Annotated in this window: 12 protein-coding genes; 4 read left to right on the top strand and 8 right to left on the bottom strand. The window is 68.0% G+C overall.

Going from position 1 to position 18480, the window contains the following annotated elements; translation table 11 throughout:
• Nucleotides 1-118 precede the first annotated feature (118 nt).
• From ABIA73_RS06520 to adh, 3 genes are all read right to left on the bottom strand, one after another.
• Complete coding sequence (locus ABIA73_RS06520) at nt 119-508, bottom strand: hypothetical protein (protein WP_025875515.1); 390 nt, start codon at nt 506-508, stop codon at nt 119-121.
• 105 nt (nt 509-613) lie between these two features.
• A complete protein-coding gene (adhP, locus tag ABIA73_RS06515) occupies nt 614-1642 on the bottom strand; it encodes an alcohol dehydrogenase AdhP (RefSeq protein ID WP_025875513.1) in 1029 nt (342 codons plus the stop codon).
• Between the two features lie 74 nt (nt 1643-1716).
• Entirely contained in the window at nt 1717-3246 is a 1530-nt protein-coding gene (adh, locus tag ABIA73_RS06510) for an aldehyde dehydrogenase (protein ID WP_354275566.1), read from the bottom strand.
• 222 nt (nt 3247-3468) lie between these two features.
• Here adh and ABIA73_RS06505 point away from each other — a divergent pair, with 222 nt between their 5' ends.
• The gene (locus ABIA73_RS06505) at nt 3469-5319 is read left to right on the top strand and encodes a sigma-54-dependent Fis family transcriptional regulator (protein WP_263930308.1); all 1851 of its coding nucleotides are present in this window, start codon (nt 3469-3471) and stop codon (nt 5317-5319) included.
• Between the two features lie 51 nt (nt 5320-5370).
• On the opposite strand, the gene eda is transcribed toward ABIA73_RS06505, so the two are convergent.
• Together eda and ABIA73_RS06495 are read right to left on the bottom strand one after the other, a co-directional pair.
• Nucleotides 5371-6009 (bottom strand): bifunctional 4-hydroxy-2-oxoglutarate aldolase/2-dehydro-3-deoxy-phosphogluconate aldolase, encoded by a 639-nt coding sequence (gene eda, locus ABIA73_RS06500; protein WP_354275565.1) that lies wholly within the window; start codon nt 6007-6009, stop codon nt 5371-5373.
• Entirely contained in the window at nt 5996-7015 is a 1020-nt protein-coding gene (locus ABIA73_RS06495; protein ID WP_080150218.1) for a sugar kinase, read from the bottom strand. Before ABIA73_RS06495 ends, eda begins: the two co-directional genes overlap by 14 nt.
• A gap of 285 nt (nt 7016-7300) precedes the next feature.
• Between ABIA73_RS06495 and ABIA73_RS06490 the strand changes: the two genes are divergently transcribed.
• Nucleotides 7301-10063 (top strand): TonB-dependent receptor, encoded by a 2763-nt coding sequence (locus ABIA73_RS06490; protein ID WP_354275564.1) that lies wholly within the window; start codon nt 7301-7303, stop codon nt 10061-10063.
• Nucleotides 10064-10199: 136 nt separating this feature from the next.
• Entirely contained in the window at nt 10200-14003 is a 3804-nt protein-coding gene (locus ABIA73_RS06485) for a LamG-like jellyroll fold domain-containing protein (protein ID WP_354275563.1), read from the top strand.
• A gap of 235 nt (nt 14004-14238) precedes the next feature.
• On the opposite strand, the gene ABIA73_RS06480 is transcribed toward ABIA73_RS06485, so the two are convergent.
• From ABIA73_RS06480 to ABIA73_RS06470, 3 genes are read right to left on the bottom strand one after another with little or no spacing between them, the layout of a single operon-like run.
• The gene (locus tag ABIA73_RS06480; protein WP_248151906.1) at nt 14239-14826 is read right to left on the bottom strand and encodes a cysteine dioxygenase family protein; all 588 of its coding nucleotides are present in this window, start codon (nt 14824-14826) and stop codon (nt 14239-14241) included.
• 51 nt (nt 14827-14877) lie between these two features.
• Nucleotides 14878-16500: a carboxylesterase/lipase family protein gene (locus ABIA73_RS06475; protein WP_354275562.1), complete on the bottom strand. Its 1623-nt coding sequence runs from the start codon at nt 16498-16500 to the stop codon at nt 14878-14880.
• Nucleotides 16497-17480 carry an alpha/beta hydrolase gene (locus ABIA73_RS06470; RefSeq protein ID WP_354275561.1) on the bottom strand — a complete coding sequence of 328 codons (984 nt, stop codon included), beginning with the start codon at nt 17478-17480 and terminating at the stop codon, nt 16497-16499. Before ABIA73_RS06470 ends, ABIA73_RS06475 begins: the two co-directional genes overlap by 4 nt.
• Nucleotides 17481-17637: 157 nt before the next feature.
• On the opposite strand from ABIA73_RS06470, the gene ABIA73_RS06465 reads away from it, so the two are divergent.
• Entirely contained in the window at nt 17638-18465 is an 828-nt protein-coding gene (locus ABIA73_RS06465; protein WP_117309136.1) for a 2-keto-4-pentenoate hydratase, read from the top strand.
• Nucleotides 18466-18480 lie beyond the last annotated feature (15 nt).

Genomic DNA, 18480 nt, shown 5'->3' with positions numbered 1-18480 from the left:
CCGGGCGGGCGCGCGGGGGGGGGGGGGGGGGGGGGGGGGGGGGGGGGGGGGGGGGGGGGGGGCCCCGGGGGGGGGGGGGGGGGGGGGCGGCCCGGCGCCCGCCACTACCGGTATCCGCTCAGCGCCGATCGCGCGATGCGCGGCGGCCGAACCACCAGCCCAGCAGCAACTGCACCGGCAGCGAAACCAGCAGGCCGATGACGAACCAGTGCGGGAAGTCGCCGCCCATCACCCACAGGCCATAGCCCGCGCCGAGCACCAGCAGTGACCAGATCGAGGTGCCATGCGCGCGTGGCCAGCACGGCGCGTAATACGTGGCGAAGGCAATGGCGGCGATGCCACCCAGCACGGTGAATGCCAGGTCCCAGCCGAGCTGGGCCTCGCTTCCCGGCGTCATGCGCAGCAGCGATGGCAGCCAGCCCGCGGCACTGCTGACCAGAGCCAGCGCGAGCAGCGCGCCGATCAGCGCGAGCAGGGAGAGAAAGACGGTCTTGAGCGTGCCGGGCATGCGCGCATTGTACGGCCGCCGGGGTGCGCGGCGCTGCCGGCAGATCGGCATGGCCGCCGTGCCCGTGGGAGAGGGAAACGGACACGGCGGCCATGCACAGGGGGGTCAGGCAGCGAAGTCGATCACCACGCGGCCTTCGATGGTGCCGGCGTGCATGCGCGCGAACACCTCGTTGACGTTCTCCAGGCGGTCGGTGCTGACCGTGGCGGCAACCTTGCCTTCGGCGGCGAACTGCAGCGATTCCTGCAGGTCCAGGCGGGTGCCGACGATCGAGCCGCGTACGGTGACGCCGTTGAGCACCATGCCGAAGATGTCCAGTGGGAAGTTGCCCGGTGGCAGGCCGTTGAGCGAGACCGTGCCGCCGCGACGGACCATGCCCAGCGCCTGTTCGAAGGCCTTGGGCGAAACCGCGGTGACCAGCGCACCATGCGCGCCACCGATCTCCTTCTTCAGGAACGCGGCCGGATCGGTGGTGCGCGCGTTGACGGTGACCTGTGCGCCCAGGCGTCTGGCCAGGGCCAGCTTGGCGTCGTCCACATCCACTGCTGCCACGTTCAGGCCCATCGCGCGGGCGTACTGCACGGCCATGTGGCCGAGGCCGCCGATACCGGAAATGGCCACCCAATCACCGGGCTTGGTGTCGGTGACCTTCAGGCCCTTGTACACGGTGACGCCGGCGCACAGCACCGGTGCGATCTCCACAAAGCCCACTTCCTTCGGAAGCAGGCCGACATAGTTGGCATCGGCCAATGCGTACTCGGCGAAGCCGCCGTTGACCGAGTAGCCGGTATTGCGCTGCGTTTCGCACAGCGTTTCCCAGCCACCCAGGCAGTGTTCGCAATGGCCACACGCCGAGTACAACCAGGGGATGCCGACCCTGTCACCTTCCTTGATGTGCCCTACCCCGCCTCCCACGGCCACGACGTGCCCCACGCCCTCGTGGCCGGGGATGAACGGCGGGTTCGGTTTCACCGGCCAGTCGCCCTCGGCGGCGTGCAGGTCGGTGTGGCAGACGCCGCAGGCCTCGATCTTGACCAGCACCTCGCCCGCCCCCGGGCGCGGTACCACGACTTCCTCGATGACCAGCGGCTTGCCGAACTCACGGACGACGGCGGCCTTCATGGTTCTGTTCATGCGTGCTTCTCCGTAGTGCGCTTGCAGACAGGATGGCGCCGGCCCCATGCCCGCGCCTTGATCCCGATCAATCCTCAGAAGAAGCCGAGCTTCTTCGGTGCGTAGCTGACCAGCAGGTTCTTGGTCTGCTGGTAATGGTCGAGCATCATCCGGTGGTTCTCGCGGCCGATGCCCGACTGCTTGTAGCCGCCGAACGCGGCGTGCGCCGGGTAGGCGTGATAGCAGTTGGTCCATACCCGCCCGGCCTGGATCGCGCGGCCCACCCGGTACAGTCGCGCGGCATCGCGGCTCCAGACGCCGGCACCCAGCCCGTACAGCGTGTCGTTGGCGATCTGCAGCGCTTCTTCTTCGGTCCTGAACGTGGTCACCGACACCACCGGCCCGAAGATCTCCTCCTGGAACACGCGCATGCCGTTGTGGCCCTTGAACACGGTCGGCTGCACATAGAAGCCGCCGGCCAGGTCGCCACCGAGCGCGGCCTTGTCGCCACCAATCAGCACCTCGGCGCCTTCCTCGCGGCCGATGGCGATGTAGGACAGGATCTTCTCCAGCTGTTCGCCCGATGCCTGCGCACCCACCATGGTGTTCGGGTCCAGCGGATTGCCCTGGCGGATCGCCGCCACGCGTTCGAGCACACGCTCCATGAAGCGTTCGTAGATCGATTCCTGCACCAGTGCGCGCGACGGGCAGGTGCAGACCTCGCCCTGGTTGAAGGCGAACATGACGAAACCTTCCACCGCTTTGTCGAGGAAATCATCGTCCTCGGCCATTACGTCGGCGAAGAACAGGTTCGGCGATTTGCCGCCCAGCTCAAGCGTCACCGGAATCAGGTTCTGGCTGGCGTACTGCATGATCAGGCGGCCGGTGGAGGTCTCGCCGGTGAAGGCGATCTTGGCGATGCGCGGGCTGCTGGCCAGCGGCTTGCCCGCCTCCAGGCCGAAGCCGTTGACCACGTTGAGCACGCCCGGCGGCAGCAGGTCGCCGATCACCTCCATCAGCACCAGGATCGACGCCGGGGTCTGCTCGGCAGGCTTGAGCACCACGCAGTTGCCGGCGGCCAGCGCCGGCGCCAGCTTCCAGGCCGCCATCAGCAGCGGGAAGTTCCACGGGATGATCTGCCCGACCACGCCCAGCGGTTCGTGGAAGTGATAGGCCACGGTGTCGTCGTCGATCTGCGACAGGCGGCCCTCCTGCGCACGCAGGCAACCGGCGAAGTAGCGGAAGTGGTCGGCCATCAACGGCACGTCGGCGTTGAGCGTCTCGCGGATCGGCTTGCCGTTGTCCCAGGTCTCGGCGTGGGCCAGCAGTTCCAGGTTCTGTTCGATGCGATCGGCGATGCGGTTGAGCAGCAGCGCACGGTGGGCGGCCGACGTGCGGCCCCAGGCGTCCTTTGCGGCGTGCGCGGCATCGAGTGCGGCGTCGATGTCCTCGGCGTTGGAGCGGGCAACTTCAGTGAACTCCTGGCCGTTCACCGGCGAGATGTTGTCGAAGTACTGGCCGCTGCGCGGGGCGATCCATTCGCCACCGATGTAGTTGCCATAGCGCGGCTTGAACAGGGAGCGCGGATCGGTGGCATGCGGGCGGGTGGACGGTACGGCGTTCATGGCGGCTCCTGTGGTGGGCATGGTGCATCCACCGGCGCAAAGACGATGCCAACTGTGGCCTGCTGCGCTGCATCACGCCTTCATCGCCCGACTGTCGGTCATCCTGTCGCGCGCCCTGCGGCAGCGCAGCAGGCGCGGTCGTTGCAGGCCGACGCGGGGTGTGCTGTTAATCGGGACAGGTCCCGCAACAACTGTCGCAATGTGCGACACAGGAGGCTGTCGGTGTCCCCGCTTGCTCCCGATCCCCGCCTGGGAAGTGCCCGGCGCAGTTTCTTCGAGCGCGGCGCTGCTCCCGTCGGCGCGGTGCCCGAGGCGATCCTGCATTCCTGGCAACGCTGCCAACGGCACGGCCTGCTGGTGGATGCGCAGCCGGCCGCCGAACCATTGACCGACAACCGCCTGCGCGAACTGCGCCAGCGCCGCGAGCGCCTGTGGCGACAAGCGCGCCCGGAGCTGGATGGACTGGCTGCGGAAATGACCCACAGCGGCAGCATCGTGCTGCTGACCGATGAAGACGGCTGGATCCTCGACGCCGAAGGCAGTGCCGGTTTCCTCGACAAGGCGGGTCGTGTCGCGCTGATGCCGGGCATGCGCTGGGACGAGGGCACGGTCGGCACCAACGCGATCGGCACCGCGCTGGTCGACGGGCGCGCGCTGCAGGTGCGTGGCGGCGAGCACTACTTCGCCCCGCACGGCATCCTCACCTGTTCGGCCGTGCCGATCCTGGATCCCTACGGGCAGTGCCTGGGTGTGCTCGATGTGTCCGGCGACGCGCGGCTGCCACATGTGCACGCGCTGGCGCTGGTGCGGCAGGCGGTAGCGCAGATCGAGCACCGCGGTTTCGCCGACGGCCTGGCCGACTGCGAGCTGCTGCGCCTGCATCATCAACCCGCGCTGCTGGGCAGTGCGCGCGAAGGCGTGCTCGGCTTCCGCGGCGGTCGCCTGGTCGCGGCCAATCGTGCCGGCCTTGCCTTGTTCGGACTGGATCGCCAGGACATCGGCCGCACGCCGTACGAAGCGCTGTTCGAACAACCGCTGTCGCGGCTGGCAGATGACGGCGTGCTGCTTGATCGCCAGGGCCGTCGTCTGTACGGCGTGCGCGAGGCCCGTGCGTCGCGACGCAGTGTGGCTACGCCTGGACCGACCGCGCCGTTGCCGGCGAGTGCGCAGGGCCCACTGTTCGATACCGGGCAGCAACAACAACTGGCCACCGCAGGACGCGTGCTGCAGGCCGGGTTGCCGGTGCTGCTGCAGGGCGAGACCGGCACCGGCAAGGAAGTCTTCGCGCGGGAACTGCACGCACGCAGCACGCGTGCGGGAAAGCCCTTCGTCGCGGTGAACTGCGCGGCGCTGCCGGAAGGCCTGATCGAAGCAGAGCTGTTCGGCTACGAGGAGGGTGCCTTTACCGGTGCGCGCCGGCAGGGCAGCCCGGGCCTGCTGCGGCAGGCCGAGGGCGGTACGTTGTTCCTCGATGAGATCGGCGACATGCCGCTGGCGCTGCAACCGCGCCTGCTGCGCGTGCTGCAGGAACGCGAGCTGTCACCGCTGGGCGGCGGCAAGCCGGTGAAACTGGATTTCGCACTGGTCTGCGCCAGCCACTGCGAACTGCCGCAGGCGGTGGATGCCGGTCGCTTCCGTGCGGATCTGTATTACCGCATCGCCGACCACGTGGTGACCCTGGCGCCGTTGCGGCAGCACCCCGATCGCGCTGCCGTGGTGGATGCCCTGTGGCAGCAGCTGGGACAGGGCCATGCGTTGTCGTCGCAGGCCCGCGCGGCGCTGGCCGCCCATGCCTGGCCCGGCAACCTGCGCCAGCTGAGTGCCTGCCTGCGCACGCTGGCCGCACTGGCTGAGCGGGGGCAACCGGTGGGCCCGCAGCTGCTGCCCGCGGACGTACGTGCTGGCACGCCCACCGCGCCCGCAGTGCCTGCCAGCGGGGCATTGGAGGAAATCGCCGAGGCGGCCATGCGCCAGGCGCTGGCCGAGTGCCAGGGCAACGTCAGCGCGGCCGCCAAGCGGCTGGGGATCAACCGCAGCACCCTGTACCGCCGGCTGGGTACACCACGCGGCTGAGCGGATGCGCTGGCGCCGGGTCTGTGCCCGGCTCCAGCAGGGGCCGAGGGATCAGCCCGCCAGCACCGCGGCCTCGCGTGCCAGGCGCTCGACGCTGTCCCAGTCGCGGGTCTGCATCAGCGCGGCGGTGGTCAGCCACGAACCGCCCACGCACAGCACGTTGGGCAGATGCAGGAACTGGCTGGCGGTCTGTGCACTGATGCCGCCGGTCGGGCAGAAGCGCACATCGCCGAACGGGCCGTGCCACGCCGACAGCATCGCCGCACCACCGGCCTGCACCGCCGGGAAGAACTTGAAGGTGTCCAGGCCGTGTTCCAGGCCGACGATCAGCTCCGAACCGGTGGCCACGCCAGGCAGGTAGGGCAGATCGGCATCGCGCGCGGCGGCATACAGCCGTGGGGTCGCCCCGGGCGACACCGCGAAGCGGCCGCCGGCCTGTTTCACCGCCTGCATCTGCGCGGCATCGAGCACGGTGCCGGCACCAATCACCGCATCCGGCACGGCCTCGACCATCGCCTTGATGGCTTCCAGCGCACGCGGCGTGCGCAGGGTCACCTCGATCACCGGCAGGCCGCCACGGAACAGCGCATGCGCGACCTGTACCGCATCGTCGATGTCATCGGGGGTCAACACCGGAATCACCGGTGCCAGTTTCAGTACCGCACGAACGCGTGGATCAGCGCCGGACATCGAATCGCTCCTCGCCCACCAGGGCCAACACATCAGCTTCGCTGACGGGATTGAAATCGCCGGGAATGGAATGCTTCAGGCCCCCGGCGGCCAGGCCGAAGCGCACGGTGGCGTCGGCATCGAAGGCCGACAGGATGCCATGCAGGATGCCTGCCGCGAAGGCATCACCGCCGCCGATGCGGTCGACGATGCCCTGCAGCTGGCGTACCGGGGCCTGTGCGCGGGTGCCATCGCGGCCGAGCAGCAGCGCGCCCAGCGCATGGTGGTCCACGCTCAGCGTCTGCCGCTGGGTGCAGGCCATCCACTGCAGCTGCGGGAACGCCTCGAACGCGGCCGCTGCCGCCGCTTCCACGCGCGCGACCACGTCGGCCTGTTCGAAACGCTGGCCGAGGATGACTTCGATATCGCGGTAGTCGGCAAAGACGATGTCGGCCTGCGCGAACAGTTCGTGCAGGATCGCCCGCGCATCGCCACCCCAGCGTTGCCACAGCTTCGGCCGGAAGTTGCCATCGAAGGACACGCGTACGCCCAGTGCACGCGCGGCGCGCGCTGCGGCCAGGGTGGCCTGCGCCACGTCCGCGCCCAGCGCCGGGCTGACCCCGGACAGGTGCAGCCACTGCGCGCCCTGCAGCAATGCGGGCCAGTCGTAGTCGGCGGCGGTGCTGTTGGCGAATGCCGAATCGGCACGGTCGTAGACCACTTCGCTGGCCCGTTGCACCGCGCCGGTGGTCAGGAAGTACAGGCCCATGCGGCCCTCGGCATCTTCGCGCACGCCGCGCGTGTCGACCCCATGCCGGCGCAGTTCGGCCAGCGCATGCGCGCCGAGCGCGTTGCCGGCAACGGTGCTGACCATGGCCACGTCATGTCCAAAGCGGGACAGCGAGACAGCCACGTTCGCCTCGGCGCCGCCGACATGCACCTGCAGCTGCGGCGACTGCAGCAGCAGTTCGCGACCGGGCGCACCCAGGCGCAGCAGCAGTTCCCCGAAACACACGATACGACCCATTTCTGCTCCTTCACGCGTGCCGCCCGCATGTGACACTGGGCGGCGTGGTAGTGGACCACGCGTGGGGCGTGGAATTGGCTAGCGGTGTCATTTCAATCCCGCCCATCCTTGCCCTTAGCCTACCAAACTGTTGGAAGCATTGTCCTGCAAGCGTCTTGGAGACATTTCAGATCTGTTGCGGTGCAAGATGCCGGATCGGGAACGTGCTGTTAACGTCCGGCCTGACCAGCGGTGTCATCCCGCTGAAACAGCCGCGATACCAGACCTTTGGGAGAGGGGAAAGGCATGCATTCTCGGAACCATGAAAAAAAGACACCGGTTACCTTGCTCGCGTTGGCCGTCGCACTGGCCCTGGCAGGCAACGCCGGCGCGCAGCAGCAGAGCGCCAACCCGAACGCCACCGACCTGGATACGGTCACCGTCACCGGCTACCGCGCCAGCGTGGAGAAGGCGCTGGACATCAAGCGCGGCGAAGCCGGCGTGGTCGATGCCATCGTTGCCGAGGACATCGGCAAGTTCCCGGACCTGAACCTGGCCGAGTCGCTGCAGCGCATCCCGGGCGTGGTCATCACCCGCGAGGCCGGCGAAGGCCGCAACATCTCGGTGCGTGGCCTCGGCCCGGAATTCACCCGCGTGCGCATCAATGGCATGGAAGCGCTGACCACGGTCGGCGCCGGTGACCAGAGCGGCGGCACCAACCGCGGCCGTGGCTTCGACTTCAACGTCTTCGCCTCGGACCTGTTCTCGCAGCTGCTGGTGCGCAAGACCGCCTCGGCCGACGTCGAGGAAGGCTCGCTGGGCGCCACCGTCGATCTGCGCACCGCGCGCCCGTTCGACTACGACGGGTTCACCTTCGCCGCCAGTGGCCAGGCCAGCTACAACGCGATGGCCGAAAAGGCCGATCCGCGCATTGCCGCGCTGGTCTCCAACACCTTCGCCGATGGCACCTTCGGCGCGCTGCTGTCGGTGGCCTATTCCGAGCGCCAGGCGCTGGAGGAAGGCTCCAACACCGGTCGCTGGGCCAACGGCCCGAGCAACGGCAACTTCGCCGCGTCCTCGCCGTTCGCCGCCGCGCGTGGCGCCGATGTGTTCCATCCGCGCTTCCCGCGCTACGTGCAGATGGAGCATGAGCAGAAGCGTCTGGGCGTGACCGGTTCGCTGCAGTGGAAGCCGAACGACGCCACCGAGATCTCGCTGGATGCGCTGTACTCGAAGATCGATGCAACGCGCGACGAGCACTACATCGAAGCGATTTCCTTCAGCCGCGGCGCCAATGCGAGCGCACGCCTGTCGGGCAAGCCGACCACCATCGTCAAGAACGGCGAGATCCGCGACAACGCACTGCTCTACGGCGAATTCGACAACGTCGACATCCGCACCGAGAACCGCCACGACGAGTGGAGCACCGAGTTCAAGCAGATCGCGCTGAACGGCCAGCACCGCTTCGGTGATGACTTCACCCTGTCCGGCAAGATCGGCATCTCGCGCTCCAAGCACGAGAACCCGGTGCAGACCACCGTCATCATGGACAAGTACGACGTCGACGGTTACAGCTACGACTACCGTGGCAACAGCCGTGCGCCGATCCTCAACTACGGCATCGACCCGACCAATCCCAACGGCTGGGAACTGGCCGAGATCCGCCTGCGTCCGCAGTACGTTGACAACGACTTCGACACCGGCCAGATCGACTTCAACTGGAACATCAGCCCGGGCTTCCGCCTGAAGGGCGGCGTGCTGGCCAAGGACTACACGTTCAAGACCGTCGAACTGCGCCGCGCCAGCGAACTGGCCGTGCCCAACTTCGCCGGCGGCAACAAGATCGTGCCGGTGAACCTGACCGAGCAGGCCGGACTGAAGGGCATCAACGGTAGTCCGTCGAACTGGGTCGTGCCGGACCTGGATGCGATCGCCGAACAGCTCGACATCTACAGCAACAGCGGCACCTTCGCCGTCGCCCCGCGCGCCAACAACGTGCGCAGCGTCGAAGAGAAGGACCGAGGCGCCTACCTGATGGGCGAGTTCTCCACCGAACTGGGCTCGCTGCCGTTGTCGGGCAATTTCGGTGTGCGCTACGTGCGCACCAAGCAGTCGGCCACCGGGCAGTCGACGCTGGCCAACGGCACCGTCGAAACCACGGTCAGCCGTACCTACGATGACACCCTGCCCTCGTTCAACCTGGTGGCGGAAGTCACCCCGGACTTCCTGATCCGGCTGGGTGCGGCCAAGGTGATGAGCCGTCCGGGGCTGGGCAGCCTGACCCCGGGCGCGACAGTGGCCGTGGCCGGTGGTGCACGCACCATCTCCAGCGGCAACCCGATGCTGGATCCGATCCGCGCAACCAATGTCGACCTTGGTTTCGAGTGGTACTTTGCCGAGGGCGCAATGGCCGGCATCGGCCTGTTCTACAAGGACATCGAGAGCTTCGTACAGACCACCCGCGAAGTGCGTCCGTACAGTGACAGCGGCCTGCCGGCTTCTCTGCTGGTCGGCACCGGCGCCTCGGCCACCGATGACTTCACCTACAGCAAGCCGGTCAACACCCCGGGCGGCGAACTGCACGGCGTGGAGGCCAACTACACCCAGCCCTTCACCTTCCTGCCGGGCAAGTGGGCCAACCTGGGCATGCAGTTGAACTACACCTGGGTGGAATCGAAGATCCAGTACATCAACGCGGCCGGGCAGCCGGTGATGAAGACCGACCTGACCGGCCTGTCGAAGTCCTCGTGGAACGCCACGCTGTTCTATGAAGGCGAGAAGTTCGCCGGGCGCATCTCGGCCACCAACCGCGATGACTACCTGACCCAGGCACCGGGCCAGGAAACCGGCTTCAACCTCGATGGCTACCACGGAATGACCGGTACCACGGTGTTCGATGCATCCATTCGCTACAAGATCAGCGACCAGCTGGAACTGAGCCTGGAAGGCATCAACCTGACCAACGAAGCGTCCGACGAGTGGGTGTACTCGCCGCTGACCGGTCGCCTGCCGCTGCAGTACACCGAGACCGGCCGCCAGTACCTGCTGGGGCTGCGCTACAAGTTCTGAGCAACGCCGACGGCGTGCCACCCGGCACGCCGTCGTTCGCCACGACCGCTGCTGCGCCGCAAGGTGCCGTCGCGGCGTGGCCTTGCTACGGTCCGGCGGCCCTCGCCGGCCGTCGCCCGTTGAAAGGAAACGCCTGATGCCGCACCGCTCGACCCTGTCCCGCTGCCTGTTGCTGGCGGTGGCCCTGGCTGCCGGCCCCGCGATGGCCGCCGCCGATGCGCCCACGCTGCTGTTCCATGTCGATGCCGGCAAAGGCCTTGAGGCCGTGGTGGCGCAGGGTGAGGCGGTGCCGAACTTCCGCGACAAGGTCGACATCGTCGACGACGGAGCGCGCGGCAAGGCCATCCAGTGGCAGGACGACGGCGTGCTGGCCTGGGATGCACCCGGCAACATCCTCGCCCAGCGTGGCACCCTCGCCTTCGACTGGCGCGCGCGCTACGCGGTGGGCGAAGCACCGTTCGTGATCTTCCGCGTCGGCTATGCCGACCACAGCAGCTGGGACATGGCCTGGCTGCGCATCGACTGGAACGGGCATGGTTTCGATGCGTTCGTCACCGATGCCAACCTCGCCCGCACGCGCGTGTCGTTCCGCATGGACACGCCGCCACGTGCGGACCAGTGGCTGCACCTGGCCTTCGCCTGGGACGAAGACCAGGGTGTACGCCTGTTCGTCGATGGCCGCGAGGTGGCGCGTGTGCAGGCCAGCGGCGATTACGATGCCGCGCTGGACCAGCTCGGCCTGGCCGGGCGGGTGATGGCGCCCTACCAGGTGCAGAGCCGCTACAACTTCCTGCGTGGCAGCGATTTCCAGCACATCCGCGTGTATGACCGCATGCTCGATGCTGCGGCCGTCAGTGCGCTCGCGCGCGGCAAGGCCGCCGAAAGCGCCGTTGCCAGCGCTGCCGATGATCGTGCCTGGCGCCATCGCTTCGGCTGGGAAGGCGCGCCGCCACCGCCATTGACCGCAGCCAGCACGCGCATCCGCAAGATCGAATTCGACGATGCCCGCGACCTCAAGGCGTGGATGTGGAAGGCCACCGACGGCATCGCCGAGACCACCTGGCCGGGTGTCTACAACCGCTCGCGCCTGCCCGGCCGCAACGACTACTTCCAGTTGCCGGACTGGAACACGTATGTGGAAAGCGGCCAGCATCTGGACCTGACCGTGCCGGCCGGCGAGACCGTCAACCGGGTGGAGATCCGCGGCGCGGCGTTCGGCACGCTGGCCCATGGCCGCGACGCCGCGCATGCCACCCAGGTGCTGGCGACGCGTCCGCAGGGTGTGGTGCGCAGCGTGGACGACATCCCCGCACAGACCGGTGGCGTGCTGCGCTTCAGCAACGTTGAACAGGAAACGCCGATCCAGGAGATCTGGGCGTATGGCGTGAGCGAAGGTGCCGAGCCCGACGGCACGGTCAAGCAGACCTATGTCATCGACAGCCAGGCACTGCCGGACTACACCAACCTGGACACACTGCGCCGCTACATCGAAGGCCGCTACCCGGCGGCCGAACGCAGCACGGTGATGGCGCTACCCAAGGGGGCGGGCTCGCGCCGGCGCCCGGCCGATTCGTTGCCAACGCAGCCCAAGCCCATCGTGCACGTGCTGATTCCCTCCGGCGTGGGCGATGCGCCGGCCAACCAGCCGTTGATCCGCAGCTGGGCCTACAGCTGGGAGAACATGCATGACGGCCTGGATGGCGTGGCCATCGATATTCCCGCGCTCGACCTGCCGGCCACGCACGATGGCCTGATCCCGCTGAACCTCCGCATCAAGGATCCGATCTGGCCGGCGCGCGACATGATCGATGTATCGGTCTCGGTGCAGCCGGGGCAGAAGCGCACGCTGTGGCTGGACCTGCGCGACCGCATCCTCACCGCCGACAGCCTGTGGTTGAGCATCGCCTCGGCTGCGCCCGGCTTCGACGCCAAGGCACTGGACGGTGCGCAGGTGCGGCTGGTGTTCAAGCCACGCGCCGATGCGCTCAAGGAACACGTGGCCGACCGCTTCAACCAGGTGCGCGACAACTGGGGTTTCCTCGTGGAGGAACACACCACCTCCAAGCGCCAGCGCCTGTACGCGCGCGTCTACGCGGACCTGAGCGATCTGCTGCGCGTCGACCCGGACCACGAACTGGGCCGGTTGTACTGGAACTACATCAGCTACAACAGCCAGGGGCGACCGCCGTACACCGCGCCGGAGGTGCCCAAGGGCGTACCGACGTGGGCCTTCCACCAGGTGCAGGACCTGGCGCAGGTGCGGCAGTTCGTCGACTGGTGGATCGATCAGCGGCAGGTGGCCTACGGCGATTTCGGTGGTGGCATCTCCGATGATTCCGACCTGACCCAGCAGTGGCCCGGCCTTGCCCTGATGGGCGTGCAGCCGGACCGTCTGAATGCCTCGCTGACCGCATTGTCCGACGCGGTGTACCGCAACGGCATGTTCAGCAATGGCCTGAGCACCATCGAGACCGACGAGCTGCATGCCTACGAGGAAGGCATCAACACCAACAGCGCGATGCTGTACCTCAACTGGGGCGATCCGCTGACCCTGGAACGGCTGATGGAAACGGTGAAGGCGTTCGACGAGCGCATCATCCTGCGCAACCCGCAGGGCCATGTGCTGTTCTCCAGCAACTGGTTCGGTGGCAACAAGGTCTACCGCGAACCCAACTGGCAGTGGCAGAAGCCGTACTCGTTCCCGGTGCTGCACCCGGCGTTCCTGCTGGGCCAGTACAACGCCGACCCGACCGGGCGCCGGCTGGTGATCGGCCTGGCCGATGGCTATCTGGCCCACGCCGGCACCGACGACAAGGGCCGCTTCACCCTGCCCAACGAGATCAACTGGGCCACGGGTGCGACCCGCGGCGGCGAACTCAACAACGGTTCCGGCAGCGGTGACACGATGCACACCTTCTGGGCGGCATGGCGCTGGACCGGTGATGCGAAGTACCTGCAGGCACTGGACTATCGCGTGCAGCGCGGCGGCCCCGGCGCGCTGGCCAACCTTGGCGAGAACTATGTAGAGGCACTTGGCCGGCAGCAGGACTGGTACCCGCTGCTGACCGCCGAGGCCGACGCCGGAAAGACCGGTTTCGCCAGCCTGATGGCATGGCAGGCCAGCGGCGAGCGGAAGTACATCGATGCGCTGCATGCCGAGGGCCTGCAGGCCAAGGCACAACGCGCGTACATGAACACCGAGGGCCATTGGTGGTCCGACCGGGTGGAAGCACCGAGCGAGTTCCTGCAGCGTGCGCGGCTGGGCGGCATCGCCCTGAAGCGCAACCAGAGCTGGCCCGGGCACACCGTCAGCTGGCGCTTCGATCATGAGGGCGCCGCGGAACAGGTGGCACTGCTGGTGCATGCGCCCTCGCGTGAGCGCTTCACGATCACCAGCCACAACCTCGGCGCGCGCGTGATCGCCGCCGACATGACCGGCTGGAACGTGGGCAGCGGTTCCTGGCGCGTGCGCAGTGGCATGGACGCCGATGGCGATGGCCGCATTGACGGTAGGCCGCGCGAGCGCACGGTGCAGCTGGAGACGAGTGTGTCGGTACCGATGCAGTTCCAGCCGGGTCGCACCGAGGTCTTCGAATTCGAGCGTGTGTCTGCGGGCACGCCGGTGGAAATGCGTCCGGACCTGGGCGTGGGCCGTGGCGATGTGCGGGTGGACGGGCGCCAGGTACACGTGACCGTGCATGGCCTTGGGCATGTGGCCAGCGGTGTGGGCGTGGCGATACTGGAAGATGCGCGGGGCCGCGAGATCGCACGTACCGAGGTGCCGGCGATGGCGGCACCGATCGACCTGCTGCCGAAGACGGCGGTGGTGTCGTTGCCGTTGCCGGCAGGGGATCGCGGCGGCCTGCGCGTGCGAGTTGCGCTGGCCGATGGCGGAGAGGAAGTCACGCGGCTCAACAATGTGGTGGATGTGCCGCGATGAATTCCGCCTTCCGCCGGGCATGGCCCGGCGCTACCGATGAATCGGTGGGCCACAAGCCCTGATAGATAGCGCCGGGCCACGCCCGGCGGAACGCAATCAGGACGCCTCGGTTGAATCGGTTGGGCACAACCCTGGTAGCGCCGGGCCATGCCCGGCGGAACGCAATCAGGACGCCTCGGTTGAATCGGTTGGGCACAAGCCCTGGTAGCGCCGGGCCATGCCCGGCGCAACGCAATCAAGACGCCTCGGTCTCCATCACCTTCACCCGGCGCTGGTACCAGCCGTCATCCAGCGGATCGAACACCGCGCTGCGCTCCATCACGCCCTGGTAGACATGCACGGACACTGCCACGTCCTCGTCGCTGGCGTTGCGCAGCGTGTGGTACTCGTGCGGCGGAATCAGGCTGCCGGCGCTGCCACGGTGCCCGTACAGCGTCTCCTGCGCAGCGAAGCGGTGACGCTCGCCACGCTGTTCCAGCAGCGCGTACGGGGTCACGATCAGCTCGCCCTGCCACACGCCCTCCACGCACCACATCGCATCGTGGTCGTGCAGTGGCGTGCCCTGCCCCGGGCCCCAGCACATCGCGATCACGCTGTAGCCCAGCGTGGCGCTTCGGTACAGTTCACGGCGCGCGTAATGGCCGTCCACGGGGCGACGTACGCAGGGCGGCAACTCGATCAGCGGATCGACGATGGCTTCACGCAGCACCCGCTGCAGCGCACCGGTGATCGCCTGCGGATCGACCAGGCAGACGGCGGCATCAATCCCTGCAATCAAGCGCTCGCGGCCGGTGAACGGCGGTGGCGTGAACATCGCTTCCATGAACCGACTCTAGCCGAGGCGGGTTAACAGAATGTTTGCACCGCGGTGTCATCACTGCGTGCCGCGCTGCACGAACGGCACTTTTGCATAGAGCGCACGCTCGCCGGCACGTGGATCGTCAACCACGTGGCTGTGCCGATCGAACACCATCGTCTGCCGTTGTGGCACGCCATAGGGAGCCCATTGCGACATTCCCGCGTGATTGGGATCGCCGGTACGCGCAAAGGCGATCAGCGCATCGCTCATCGTCGCTGCGAGTGCTCGGGCGTCTTCACCACCGCCGGTACGCGCGCCAGGCAGGCCGGCGTTGTCGAACACCAGCGGAATATCCAGTGTATGGAAGGCACGCAGGCGTCCGTCTTCCACCGGGGATGGCCAATCGAGCTGGTAGGCCCAGGTGGGTGCGGCCCCGGTTGTCTGCCGAGCGCGTGCTTCCAGTTCCTCCACCGCACCACGCCACGAGCGGCCGGCGGTGGTGGCCGCGAAGAACACCTCTGAGGGCGTGTAGTGCGGATACAGGCGTCGATATTCTGCGATCACCACCGAGGGCAGCAGATCGACGAACTGCTGCTTCTCCAGCTGCGCCGGCAGATCCTCCCAGGTCAGCGTGAAGTTGGCCGGGTCGTTGCCAAGGAACGCGCGCGTCTCATCGCGGGTGTTGCCGATCACCATCGGAATCGCCGCGGACTGCGCCGGTGCCTGTGGCCAGAACGGGTGCACCGGCAGCACCACCTCATCCAGTACCGGGCCGAAGTACAGCGCGCTGCTTTCCACCCGCGAGGGATCGCGTGCGCGGGTGGCGGCCAGCAGCTCGGTCGCCGGCAGTCGCAGCAACGCCTGCAGGTCGCGCGCGGCCACGGTTTCCATCGCAATCGAAGTCCGTTGCGCCGCCGCACGTGGACCGGCGGCGGTTACCTGCTGCCCGCTCATTGTCCACGCGCGCTGGAACAGGCCTTTCGCTGCGGGCATCGCCATCAGCGTGGCGATCTTGGCGCCGCCACCGGATTGCCCGAACACGGTGATGTTGCCGGCGTCGCCGCCGAACACCGCCGCGTGCTCGCGCACCCACTGCAGCGCCTGCACCAGGTCGAGCTGACCGACGTTGCCGGAGGCCGCATAGCGCGGATCGCCGAGCGCGCCCAGGTACAGGTAGCCGAAGGTGTTCAGGCGATGATTGACGGTGACCACCACCACGTCGCCGCGTCTGCACAATGCGCTGCCGTCGTACAGCGGATCGCTGCCAGAGCCGTTGTTGAAGCCACCGCCATGGATGTAGACCAGGATCGGCCGCTTGCCGCCGTCGCCTAGTGCCGGCGTCCAGACGTTGAGGAACAGGCAATCTTCGCTGCCCGGCCCGACCGCTCCGCTCTGTGGCGCAGATGCGGCGTATTCCAGGGCGTCGGCGATACCACGCCAGCCCGTCTCGCGCCGTGGCGGCTGGAAACGGTAGGCGGAGGTGTCAGCGCCATAACGCAGACCACGGAACACGTGCACGCCGTGCTCGCGCTGGCCACGCACGCGGCCGGCACGGAGGCGTGCCACCACCTGTGTGTCATCACGTGGCCCAGGCACCGCGGCGGCAGGAAGCGCTGCGAGGGTGGCCGTGGCCAGCGCCCAGCGTGCACTGTCGCGCAGGAAACGGCGGCGCTGCAGGTTGGCATCCCCCTGGTTCAATGTGCCGCCTCCGTCGCCTGCAGCCAGCGTTGTGCCAGCAGCGGCCACACGGCCAGCGTTGAATCAGGCGGCATGCGCATGCCGAAGCCATGGCCGCCATGGGCGAACAGGTGCAGCTCGTGTTCGACACCCGCCTTGGCCAGTGCCTGCGCCATCACCTCGCTGTTGTGCACGTTGACCACCCGATCATCGTTGGCATGGATCAGCAGCGTCGGCGGCATGTCCGCGCGTACGTGCTGCTGCATCGAATACTGCGCGGCCAACGCCGCATCGGGCTGCTCGCCCGGCAGGCGTCCGCGTGAACCGCTGTGTGCATGCGCGCCCATGTCGATCACCGGATACACCAGCACCGCGCGTGCGGGACGCGCGCTGAGGCGATCGATGGCATCGCGTGGCGGGTAGACCGGCGCATCGAAACCGGTGGCCAGCCGTGCGGCGACATGGCCGCCGGCGGAGAAGCCCATCACCGACACGCTGTCGGCATCCAGCCTGCGCCGTGCGGCCTGGTCGCGCACCACGCGCAGTGCGCGCTGCGCGTCGGCCAGTGCCGCCTGGCGGTCGCGGCCGGCCTGCGGCAGGCGGTAGCGCAGCACGAACAGGGTGTAGCCGGCACGGTCCACCCACTCCGGCACCAGCGCGCTGTCCTCCTTGTCGATCACCACGCGCTGGTAGCCGCCACCGGGAATCACCAGCAGCGCGCGGCCGTTGGCACGGGCCGGCGTGTGCACCAGCAGGTAGGGCGCATCGACCTGGTCGATGAAGCGATCGGGGTGGGCTGGATCATCGCTGCGCTCGACCACGCGCGCCGGCCGCGCCGTGCCCGTTTCACCGGGGACCTGCCCCGCCTGCCACAGCGGCAGCTGCTCGCCGGCAAGCTCCCGGCCCAGGTGTTCGCCTGCGCGCAACGGCACATCGGCCGCGGATGCGGGGACGGTCAGCAGCAGGCCTGACAGCAACAACAGCACACGGGAAAAACGCATGGTGGAAAGGGCTCCAACGGGGAGACAACAGAGTGGACGAGGTCACCGGAAAGCGCTCGTGATGCGCTGCGGCTTGCACGATGACACCGGTTTACCATATACACCTCCTGCAGACGCTGTCGATGGGCAGTGCAACAACGCCAGAGGGAGACCGTTCTTGAGCAACGAACACGGCATACATGGGCAGACGCCGGCGCCGGACGATGCGGCCGCGATCGCCCACGCTTTCACCACCGCGCGCCGCGGCGGCCAGGCCCTGCCCGGCTTCCCGGGCCTTGTCCCGCCTGACCTGGTGGCTGCCTACCAGGTGCAGGATCTGGCCATTGCCAGCTGGGATGACCAGGTGGTGGGCTGGAAGGTCGGCTACATCGCCGCCGAGCGCCGCGATGCGTCCGGGGACGACCGCCTGCTGGGCCCGGTTTTCTCGCGTCAGCTGAAAAATGCTACCGGTGGAACAGTGGACATTCCGGTGTTCGTCGGCGGCTTCGGCGCGGTCGAGGCGGAGTACGTGCTGGAGCTGTTGGAGGACGCTCCTGCCGCACAGCTGCACTGGACGCCCGAGCAGGCTGAAGCGCTGCCGGCGCGCCTGTACATCGGCGTGGAAGTGGCCAGCAGCCCGCTGGCGACGATCAACGAACTCGGCCCGCGCGTGGTGGTGTCCGACTTCGGCAACAACAACGGCCTGGTGCTGGGGCCGGAGATCGCCGATTGGACCGCCCGCGACGAAACCGACCTGCGCGCCGAAACCCTGATCGAGGGCGAGGTGGTCGGCACGGGTGGTGCCACCCGGCTGCCCGGCGGCCTGCGCGCGGCGTATGCGTTCGCGTTGTCCCGTTCGGCGCTGCGCGGCCGGCCGTTGCGACGGGGCGACCTGATCGCCACCGGCAACGCCACCGGCATCCATGACATCACCGTGGGGCAGACGGCGCTGGTGCGGTTTGCCGGCTTCGGCGAAATTGCCTGCAGGGCCGTGCCGGCCGGGTAACCGCCGCACGATCCG

The organism is Stenotrophomonas sp. 2694, assembly GCF_040548715.1.
Lineage (GTDB): Bacteria > Pseudomonadota > Gammaproteobacteria > Xanthomonadales > Xanthomonadaceae > Stenotrophomonas > Stenotrophomonas indicatrix.
Note: the sequence above shows the minus strand (reverse complement) of the source record. Positions and strands in the feature narration are given on the sequence as shown.